Below are 9,033 nucleotides of genomic sequence, written 5' to 3' on the forward strand. Positions count from 1 at the left end.
GGGGCGGATAGCCGTAGCCGGGCCCCTGCGGACCGGGCGGGGGCTGGTGGCCCTTGGGTCCGTCCTGCGGGTACGGAGGCTGCTGGGGCTGGTCGGTCACGGGGTGGTGCTCCTGCGGGGAAGAGGGCTGCGGAAGGCCGCGGACAAGGGCAGTCGGGCGATCATCATCGTGCAGGAACAAACCGGCCCGGTACAGAGGGATCGGGAAATGGGAGCCAGGGCTCCGCGCGGGCGCGCGGGCCCGCTCACCCCTTCCCCGCCTCGGGGGCCAGCCGGGAGCCGGTCAGTCCGGCGCCGATGGTGTCGTCCGGGTTGGACAGGGCGCAGGTGCGCATCGACAGGCACCCGCAGCCGATGCAGTCGGTGAGGTGGTCCCGCAGCCGCTCCAGGCGGCTGATGCGCTCGTCCAGCTCGGCGCGCCACAGCTCGGAGAGGCGGGCCCAGTCCTCGGGGGTGGGCGTGCGGCCGTCGGGGAGCTCGGCCAAGGCGTCGCGGATGGCGGTCAGCGGCATCCCCACCCGCTGGGAGGCCCGCACGAAGGCGACGCGGCGCAGGGTGTCGCGGGTGTAGCGGCGCTGGTTCCCAGGGGTGCGGCGGCTGGTGATCAGCCCCTTGGCCTCGTAGAAGTGCAGCGCCGACACCGCCACGCCGCTGCGCGCCGCGAGCTGACCGACGGTGAGTTCCTGGACCTTGGCGGGGATCTGGGGCACGGGCCGACCCTACCCAGCGCGCCCGGGACACCGGCGTCCGGCATTGACAGGAGCGCGGACCGGAACCATGCTAAGCAGTCGCTTAGCATCAGCGCTCAGTTCACCGCAGACGCGAGAGGCCAGGGACAGCGACATGGCAGAGCCGAGGATCTTCACCTCCCCCGACGAGCTGAAGGCCGCCGTGGGCGAGCAGCTCGGGCACACCGACTGGGTCGAGGTCGACCAGAAGCGGATCGACCTGTTCGCGGAGGCCACCGGCGACCACCAGTGGATCCACGTCGACCCGGAGAAGGCCGCCCGGGGCCCCTTCGGCACCACGATCGCGCACGGCTACCTGACCCTGTCGCTGCTGCCCCTCTTCGGCCCGCAGCTGATCGCGGTCGAGGGCGTGAAGATGGGCGTGAACTACGGCACCAACAAGGTCCGCTTCCCCTCCCCCGTCCCGGTGGGCTCCCGGCTGCGCGCCACGGCGACCATCACGAACGTCGAGGACGTGCCCGGCGGCGTGCAGCTCTCGCTGGCCTTCACCGTCGAGCGTGAGGGCGGCGACAAGCCGGTCTGCGTCGCCGAGTCGGTGTCGCGCTACTACCTCTAGCCCTCCGGCCCCGCGCGGCGCCTCGGCACCAGGCCGCCACCGCGCGACCGGCCCCGAGCGACCGGACCCGAGCGGCGGATCGGCGCGGCGGATCAGCGCTTGGCGCCCACCATGTTGAGCACGAGGTCGGCGTACAGCACGCCGACCTCGTCGGGCGTCCAGCGGCCGTCCACCCGGAACCACCGGGCCACGTCGATGCACAGCGACATGATCGCCAGCGTGGCGCCCTGGACGTCCGGCACGTCGAACTCCCCTGCCGTGACACCGTCCTTGATGATCCGCCGCACCTGCGCGTCCACCTCCTTGCGCAGCGCCACGATCTCGTCGCGCGAGTCCTCGCCGAGCGCCTCGAGCTCGTACTGCACCACCCGCGCGGTGGTGTGCTGGGCGGCGTGCCACCGCACGAAGGAGCCGACCGCCTCGGCGAGCCGCTCGGCGGCCGTGCCCTCGCCGTCCGCGGCGGTGCGCAGGATGGCGAGGGCCTTCTCGTGACCGATCCGGCTGATCCGGGCGAGCAGCTCTTCCTTGGTCTTGTAGTGGATGTAGAGCGCGGCCGGGCTCATGCCCGCGCGGCCCGCGATGTCACGGGTCGTGGTGGCGTGGTAGCCCCGCTCGGCGAACGCGTCGACCGCGGCCACCAGCAGGCGCCGGGCGGCCTCGGGTGTGACCTCGGCCCAGGGCTGCTGCTCGCCGCCGCCGGACGTCGTCTCCTCCGCCGTACTCATCGCTCGCCTCGCCTCTCTCGCTCCCCGTCCCGATCACCCTGGACGAAGACCCTCCGGACCGCACGCCGTACGTGCGGGGGACCACCATACCGCCGGAGTCTGAGCGGGCGCTTAGGGCCTGTCCGGCGGATGATGCACGTGGGTCGCGGGGCCTGGCACGCACGTCTGCGGCGTTGTCGTCGGTCGACGACGCTCCGCGTCGCCTCCCTCCTCCGCCTTGCAGCCGCACGCACCAGACCCCGCTCAGGCCCGCTGACATGCGAACCGGCAGCAAGAACGGCATGATCCGCCGGACAGGCCCTAGACGAGCGGGGCCGAGGTCCGGCCGGAGGGCCGCCGGAGCTCGCGAAGGGGCGTCAGAGCTTGTGGAAGGGGTCGTGCTCGGCGAGGAGCTTCTCCAGGCGGGCCTGGTCCACCCGGCTGACGATGGCGCCCGCCTCCTGACGGTCGCGGATCACCTTGGCCAGCGTGAAGGCCGAGGTGACCAGGTAGAGGACGGCCACCGCGAAGAAGCCGCGCACCCAGGCACTGGCCTCCATCTTCACGATGCCGATGCAGGTCGCGCTCAGCGCGACGAGGAACGATGCCACCGCCTGGCCGTAGAAGGCCGCGGTGCTCTGCTGCTTGACGGGTGTCTCGGTCATGGAAGAAGCATCGGGCGGACGCGCCCCTGGCACATCCGCCCGCGTACTCAGTCGCCGGTGGTCCGGCGTACTCACTCGGCCGTCAGAAGGCCGAGACGCCCGTCAGGTCGCGGCCGATCAGCAGCTTCTGGATCTGGCTGGTGCCCTCGTAGAGGGTCATCACCCGGGCGTCGCGCAGCAGCTTGCCGGCCGGGTACTCGTCGATGAAGCCGTACCCGCCGAAGACCTGCAGCGCGTTGTTGGCGCAGCGCACCGCCGCCTCGGAGGCGAACAGCTTGGCCTTGGACGCCTCGACGGTGAACGGCAGCCCGCGGTCGATCAGGTCGGCCACCCGCCACACCAGCAGCCGGGCGGCGTCCACGTCGAGCGCGATGTCGGCGAGCAGTTCCTGCACCAGCTGGTGGTGGGCGATGGTCTTCCCGAACTGCTCGCGCTGGCCCGCGTACTCCAGGGCGCAGTCCAGCGCGGCCTGGGCGATGCCGACGCAGCCGGCGGCGACCGACATCCGGCCCTTGGCCAGGGTGGACATCGCGACGGTGAAGCCCTTGCCCTCCGGGCCGAGCAGCGCGGAGGCGGGCACCCGCACGTCCTCCAGCACCAGCTCGGCGGTGGCCTGACCGCGCAGGCCGAGCTTGCCGTGGATGGTGTTGCGGGTCAGGCCGGGGGTGTCGGTGGGCACCAGGAAGGCGGACACGCCCTTGTGGCCGGGGGCGTCGGTGGAGCGCGCGAAGACGATCGCCACGTCCGCCCAGGTGCCGTTGGTGATGAACATCTTGGTGCCGTTGATGACGTAGTCGTCGCCGTCGCGCACCGCGCGGGTGGTGAGGTTGCCGGCGTCGGAGCCGGTCCCCGGCTCGGTGAGGCCGAAGCAGCCCAGCGCCTCGCCCGCGGTCAGCCGCGGCAGCCACTCCCGCTTCTGCTCCTCGGTGCCCCAGCTCTGGATGGTCTTGGTGACCAGGCCGAGCGAGACCGAGACGATGCCGCGCACCGAGGAGTCGCCGCGGCCGAGCTCCTCGGTGACCAGGCAGTAGGCCAGGTGGTCGCCTCCGGAGCCGCCGTACTCCTCGTCGATGGTCAGGCCCAGGAAGCCGACCTCGCCCAGCTTCTTCACGATCGAGCGGTCCACCTGCTCGGCGCGGTCCCAGGCGACCACGTGCGGGGCGATCTCCCGTGCCACGAAGTCCCGGGCGAGCTCCTGAACCGCCGTCTGTTCCTCGCTGAGCCCCAGATTCACGGTGCGCCACCCCACGGTCGAGTCGGTGTTCCTGTTCCGCGTTAAATTAGCACTGCTAGTTTAATCGGTCGAGACTCTACGATGTGCGTCATGCCACGTCCCCGCACGCCGCTGCTGTCCACCGGCCGGATCGTCGAGACGGCCCTGGCCCTGGTCGACGCCGAGGGTCTGGCCGCCCTCTCCACGCGGCGGCTCGCGGCGGAGCTGGGGGTGAGCGGGCCCTCGCTGTACAACCACTTCCACAGCCGGGACCAGATCCTGGAGGCGGCGGCGGACGCGGTGAGCGCGCAGGTCGACCTGTTGATGTTCGAGAACGGCACGCCGTGGCGACAGGCCCTGCGGGAGTGGGCGGCCTCCTACCGGGCCGCGCTGCGCCGGCACCCCAACATCGTGCCGGTGCTGGCGCGGGGGCCGGGGCGCCGCCCGGCGGCGCTGCGGCTGGCGGACGCGGTGTACGGGGCGATGGTCGAGGCGGGCTGGCCGCCGGCCCACGCCACCTCCGTCGGCGCGCTGATGCGGTACTTCATCATGGGCTCCGCGCTGGGCTCGTTCGCGGGCGGCTTCGTCGGGGACGAGACGGCCTACGACCCGGCGGACTATCCGCACCTCGGCCAGGCGCACCTGCTGGCCGGGCGGCAGGAGGAGATCGACGAGCGCGCCTTCGACACGGGGCTGCGGGCGCTGCTGGACGGGCTGGAGCGGCAGTACGAGGAAGTGCGCGACACGCGATGAGCGGGCCCCGCGGGAGGGCCGGCCCGGGCCCCCCGTGACGGCGGGCCCGGGCGCGGTGAAGCGGTGGAGCGGTGGAGCGGTGGGCTAGAAGACGACGAGCGCGCGGCCGCCCTTGCCCGCGGTCATGTTGTCGAAGGCGGAGGGGATGTCCGCGAGACCGATGCGGTCGGTGACCAGCATGCCGAGGTCCAGCCGCCCCGCGCGGACGTGCTCCGCCAGCACCGGGAGGTCCCGCGCCGGGTCGGAGTTGCCGTACACGCAGCCGGCCAGGGTGCGGCCCCAGTGGAAGATCTCCAACGCGTTGAACGTGACCTGCTGGTCCTTGCCCCCGATGCCGACCACCGTCGTGCGGCCGCCGCGGCGCGTGGACTCCCAGGCCGTGCGGATGGTGACCGCACGCCCCACGCACTCCACCGCCACGTCGACGCCCTGCTTGCCGGTGAGGGCGCGGATCTCCCGCGCCGTCTGCTCCGAGGCGACGACGTAGTCCGTCGCGCCGGCCGCCCGCGCCAGTTCCTCCTTGGCCGGGGAGACGTCCACCGCGATCACCTTGGACGCCCCGGCGATGCGCGCCGCCTGGACCGTGGCGAGGCCCACGCCGCCCACGCCGTAGACGGCGACCGTCTCGCCCTCCCGCACCCGCGCCGCGTGGTGCACGGCGCCGTAGCCGGTGAGGACGGCGCAGCCCAGCAGCGCCGCGTCGGTCAGCGGGATGCCCTCCGGCAGCGGCAGCACCGTGTTGGCGGCGACCACCGCCTCCTCGGCGAAGGCGGCCACGTTCAGCCCGGGGTACAGCTCCAGGCCGTCCGACGCCCGGCGGGCGTAGGGGGCGGAGGCCCCGTCCAGCGAGCGGGCGCACAGCCAGACCTCGCCCAGTGCGCAGGACGGGCAGCTGCCGCAGGACGGCGACCAGTTGAGCACCACCTGGTCGCCCACCGCCACGTGGGTGACGCCCTCCCCCACCTCCGTCACGGTGCCCGCGCCCTCGTGCCCGAGGACGGCCGGCAGCGGCACCCGCATGGTGCCGTTGGCGATGGAGAGGTCGGAGTGGCACACCCCGGCCGCGGCGAGCCGGATCCGGACCCGGCCGGGGCCGGTCTCCGGCAGCTCGATCTCGGTGACTTCCAGCGGGGCGCCGATCGCGGGCGCCACGGCGGCGAGAACCATGGGAGGAACGCTCCTAGACGTGAGGGACTCGGACGTGCGGGACGCAGAGCTGCGGGGACGCGCAGGTGCGGGGACGCGAGGTGCGGGACTCAGAACTGGAGGGACTTGGTCTGCAGGAATTCCGCGAGCCCGTGCGCGCCGAGTTCCCGGCCCACGCCGGAGTGCTTGTAGCCGCCGAAGGGGGCGAGCGGGTTGAAGCGCCCGCCGTTGATGTCGACCTGCCCGGTGTCCAGGCGGCGCGCGAAGGCGGCGGCCTCTGTCTCGTCGGCGGCCCAGACCGCGCCGGCCAGCCCGTAGACGGTGCCGTTGGCGATGCGCACGGCGTCGTCCTCGTCCCGGTACTTCAGGACGGACAGCACCGGGCCGAAGATCTCCTCCTGGGCGATCGTCATCTCGGGAGTGACGTCGGCGAAGACGGTGGGGGCGACGCGGAAACCCTTGTCCGCGGGCGCCTCGGGGCCGCCGGCCACCAGGCGGGCGCCCTCGGCGACGCCCTTCTCGATGTAGCCGCGCACCCGCGCCTGCTGCTTGGCGTTGACCAGCGGCCCGATGCGGTCGCCGTACTTGGCGGCGGCCTGGGCGGCGAGCTCCACGGCCTCCTCGTAGCGGTCCTCGTGCACCAGCATCCGGGTCCAGGCGCTGCAGGTCTGGCCGGAGTTGGCCATGACGTTGGCGACGCCGACGGCGACCGCCCTGCCGAGGTCGGCGCTCGGCAGGATCACGTTGGCGGACTTGCCGCCGAGCTCGAGGGCGACCTTCTTCAGCCCGGCCCCGGCGGTCGCGGCGATGGAGCGGCCGACGGCGGTGGAGCCGGTGAAGGAGACCATGTCGACGCCGTCGTGCTCGGCGAGCGCCTGTCCGGCGACCGGGCCGAGGCCGGTGACCAGGTTGAAGACGCCGGCCGGGACCCCGGCCTCGTGGACCGCCTCGGCGAAGAGCTGGGCGGTCAGCGGGGTGTCCTCGGCCGGCTTGAGGACGACCGTGCAGCCGGCGGCCAGCGCGGGGGCGACCTTGGCGACGACCTGGTGCAGCGGGTAGTTCCAGGGGGTGATCGCGGCGACCACGCCGATCGGCTCCTGGTACACGGTGGAGTTGCCGACCTTCTCCTCGAACGGGAAGGAGGCGGCCAGCTCGGCGTAGGAGCCGCAGACCGCGATCGGCGAGGCGGCGTGCACCTTCTGCGAGAACGGCAGCGGGGAGCCCAGTTCGGCGGTGACCGTCTCGGCGATCTCGTCCTTGCGGGCCGCCAGCACGTCCCTCAGGGCGGCCAGCCGGGCGGCGCGCTCGGCGGGCGGGGTGGCCGCCCAGCCCGGCAGCGCGGCGCGCGCGGCCCGTACCGCGGCGTCCACGTCCTCCGCCGATCCGGCGGGCACCTGGGCGATGACCTGCTCGTCGGCGGGGTTCAGGACGGCGATGGTGTCCGGCCCGACGGCCGCCCTCCAGGCTCCGTCGATGTACATGCCGTCGTGTGCCTTCATCAGTGCGTCCTCCGGGCGGGATGGGGTTCCCCCTGCCGACGGCGGTTCTCCCGCCCGGTCGAGGCCGGGAGCGGGAGGAAGGAGCCGGGAGCCGGGGGGCGTCGTCCGCCGCTCAAGTTAGCGAGCGCTTGCTTTGACGGCCAGAGCGGGCGGGGCCGGTCTGGGAGGAGAGACAAGGTTCACACGGTGATCGGCGGCGTCCGCACAGCGTCCGGACGCAGCACGAGGCCGGCCCTCCGCTGCGAGCCGTGGGGACGGCGGGAGTGTCTGCGCGCAGCGGAGAACCGGCGGTGTGGAGCGGTGGGGGTCAGCGACCCCCGAAGAGCGAGCGGGTGAGCCGGCGCAGCGGCGCGAAGAGCGACACGCGCTGGACGCGGTGCACCCTGCTCCGCTCCCGCGGCACGTCACGTGCCGTGAGCTCACGCATCAGCGTGGTGGCCTCCAGCGTCTCGCGCTGCGGTACGGCGGGACCCGACAGCACCGAGAGGTGGCGGTCGAGGCGCGAACTGGTCGCACTGCTTCCGCAGGTGATCGCAGGGACACGCGCCCTGCTACGCATCGTTATCTGATCCATGACACTCCCCACCCGTACGAGTCCACCCGGCCCGGGCAGGGCAACCTTATCGTCCTTGGTGGGGGATGGCGCATCTCGATCACAGAATTCACCTTTTCCGCAAGACGGTTGACAACTCCTCACCCGATGCATGAAGTTTCAGGGCGAGTTGGACAACCGGCACAGCAGCCGTCCGGTCCTCGGCACCAGGATCGCAGGTCACCGCGGGTGACGCCCGTCGCGCATCGCCGACGCCGTCGGCGGGCAGAACACCGGGGAGGTTACGCCCCGGCAGACCCCGTACCCCGGGAAAGCGTTCCGAAAAGCGTTCCCGTGGTGAACCGGCGCACCGGTCCTCACCGGTCCTGGAGAAAGAGGTGACCCTTGACTGAGGAACCGGACGCGGACCGCCTCGTCTCCGGCCGCTACCGCCTGCTGTCCACCCTCGGCAGCGGCGGCATGGGCACGGTGTGGCGGGCCCGGGACGAGGTCCTGCGCCGCGAGGTCGCCGTCAAGGAGGTCCGCGCCCCGGCCGGACTGCCGGACGACGAGGTGAGCCGTCTGTACGCCCGCCTGGAGCGCGAGGCCTGGGCCGCGGCCCGCGTCTCGCACCGCTCGGTGGTCACCGTGTACGACGTGGTCACCGACGGCGGACGCCCCTGGATCGTGATGGAGCTGGTCCGCGGCCTGTCCCTGTCCGACGTGCTGGAGGCCGAGGGCGCCCTGACGCCGGCCCGGGCGGCGGCGATCGGAGCGGACGTGCTGGCCGCGCTGCGGGCCGCGCACGAGGTGGGGGTGCTCCACCGGGACGTGAAACCGGCCAATGTGCTCATCGGCAACGACGGCCGGGTGGTCCTCACCGACTTCGGCATCGCCACGCTGGCCGGCGACACGGCGCTGACCCGGACCGGCGAGGTGATCGGCTCGCCCGAGTACCTGGCCCCGGAGCGCGCGCTGGGGCGCCCCTCGGGGCCCGAGGCCGACCTGTGGTCGCTGGGCGTGCTGCTCTACGCGGCGGTGGAGGGCAGCTCCCCCTTCCGCCAGGACACCCCGCTGACCACGCTGCGCGCGGTGGTCGACGAGCCGCCGGCCCCGCCGCGCTGGGCGGGCCCGCTCGCCGTGGTGATCGACGGGCTGCTGCGCAAGGACCCGGCGGCTCGTCGACCACCGCGCGCAGCGTGGTCAGCGGGGTGTC

Annotated in this window: 10 protein-coding genes; 3 read left to right on the forward strand and 7 right to left on the reverse strand. The window is 73.0% G+C overall.

All coding sequences use genetic code 11. The features are described 5' to 3' along the window. Positions 1-245: 245 nt before the first annotated feature. On the reverse strand, positions 246-710 hold the full coding sequence (soxR, locus tag ACOV8S_RS24740) for a redox-sensitive transcriptional activator SoxR (RefSeq protein WP_448320404.1): 465 nt from the start codon (positions 708-710) through the stop codon (positions 246-248). 133 nt (positions 711-843) lie between these two features. Between soxR and ACOV8S_RS24745 the strand changes: the two genes are divergently transcribed. Then, complete coding sequence (locus tag ACOV8S_RS24745) at positions 844-1,305, forward strand: MaoC family dehydratase (protein ID WP_448320406.1); 462 nt, start codon at positions 844-846, stop codon at positions 1,303-1,305. Positions 1,306-1,397: 92 nt separating this feature from the next. On the opposite strand, the gene ACOV8S_RS24750 is transcribed toward ACOV8S_RS24745, so the two are convergent. The 3 genes from ACOV8S_RS24750 to ACOV8S_RS24760 form a co-directional block, all read right to left on the reverse strand. Continuing rightward, a complete protein-coding gene (locus ACOV8S_RS24750) occupies positions 1,398-2,030 on the reverse strand; it encodes a TetR/AcrR family transcriptional regulator (RefSeq protein ID WP_448320408.1) in 633 nt (210 codons plus the stop codon). A gap of 356 nt (positions 2,031-2,386) precedes the next feature. Next, positions 2,387-2,674: a YiaA/YiaB family inner membrane protein gene (locus ACOV8S_RS24755; RefSeq protein ID WP_448320410.1), complete on the reverse strand. Its 288-nt coding sequence runs from the start codon at positions 2,672-2,674 to the stop codon at positions 2,387-2,389. A gap of 82 nt (positions 2,675-2,756) precedes the next feature. Continuing rightward, complete coding sequence (locus tag ACOV8S_RS24760) at positions 2,757-3,908, reverse strand: acyl-CoA dehydrogenase family protein (protein WP_448320411.1); 1,152 nt, start codon at positions 3,906-3,908, stop codon at positions 2,757-2,759. A 90-nt stretch (positions 3,909-3,998) separates the two neighbouring features. On the opposite strand from ACOV8S_RS24760, the gene ACOV8S_RS24765 reads away from it, so the two are divergent. Then, positions 3,999-4,640: a TetR/AcrR family transcriptional regulator gene (locus ACOV8S_RS24765; RefSeq protein ID WP_448320413.1), complete on the forward strand. Its 642-nt coding sequence runs from the start codon at positions 3,999-4,001 to the stop codon at positions 4,638-4,640. A gap of 84 nt (positions 4,641-4,724) precedes the next feature. Here the strand turns inward: ACOV8S_RS24765 and ACOV8S_RS24770 are convergent, their stop codons facing one another. The 3 genes from ACOV8S_RS24770 to ACOV8S_RS24780 all read right to left on the reverse strand — a co-directional run bounded on the left by ACOV8S_RS24770 (position 4,725) and on the right by ACOV8S_RS24780 (position 7,859). After that, complete coding sequence (locus ACOV8S_RS24770) at positions 4,725-5,807, reverse strand: zinc-binding dehydrogenase (RefSeq protein WP_351112641.1); 1,083 nt, start codon at positions 5,805-5,807, stop codon at positions 4,725-4,727. A gap of 89 nt (positions 5,808-5,896) precedes the next feature. Next, the gene (locus ACOV8S_RS24775; RefSeq protein ID WP_448320415.1) at positions 5,897-7,285 is read right to left on the reverse strand and encodes an aldehyde dehydrogenase family protein; all 1,389 of its coding nucleotides are present in this window, start codon (positions 7,283-7,285) and stop codon (positions 5,897-5,899) included. Between the two features lie 307 nt (positions 7,286-7,592). Then, positions 7,593-7,859 (reverse strand): hypothetical protein, encoded by a 267-nt coding sequence (locus ACOV8S_RS24780; RefSeq protein ID WP_351112646.1) that lies wholly within the window; start codon positions 7,857-7,859, stop codon positions 7,593-7,595. Between the two features lie 438 nt (positions 7,860-8,297). Between ACOV8S_RS24780 and ACOV8S_RS24785 the strand changes: the two genes are divergently transcribed. Next, the coding region (locus tag ACOV8S_RS24785; RefSeq protein ID WP_448320448.1) for a serine/threonine-protein kinase at positions 8,298-9,033 on the forward strand (736 nt) is incomplete at its 3' end.

Source organism: Streptomyces sp. CO7 (assembly GCF_053474865.1).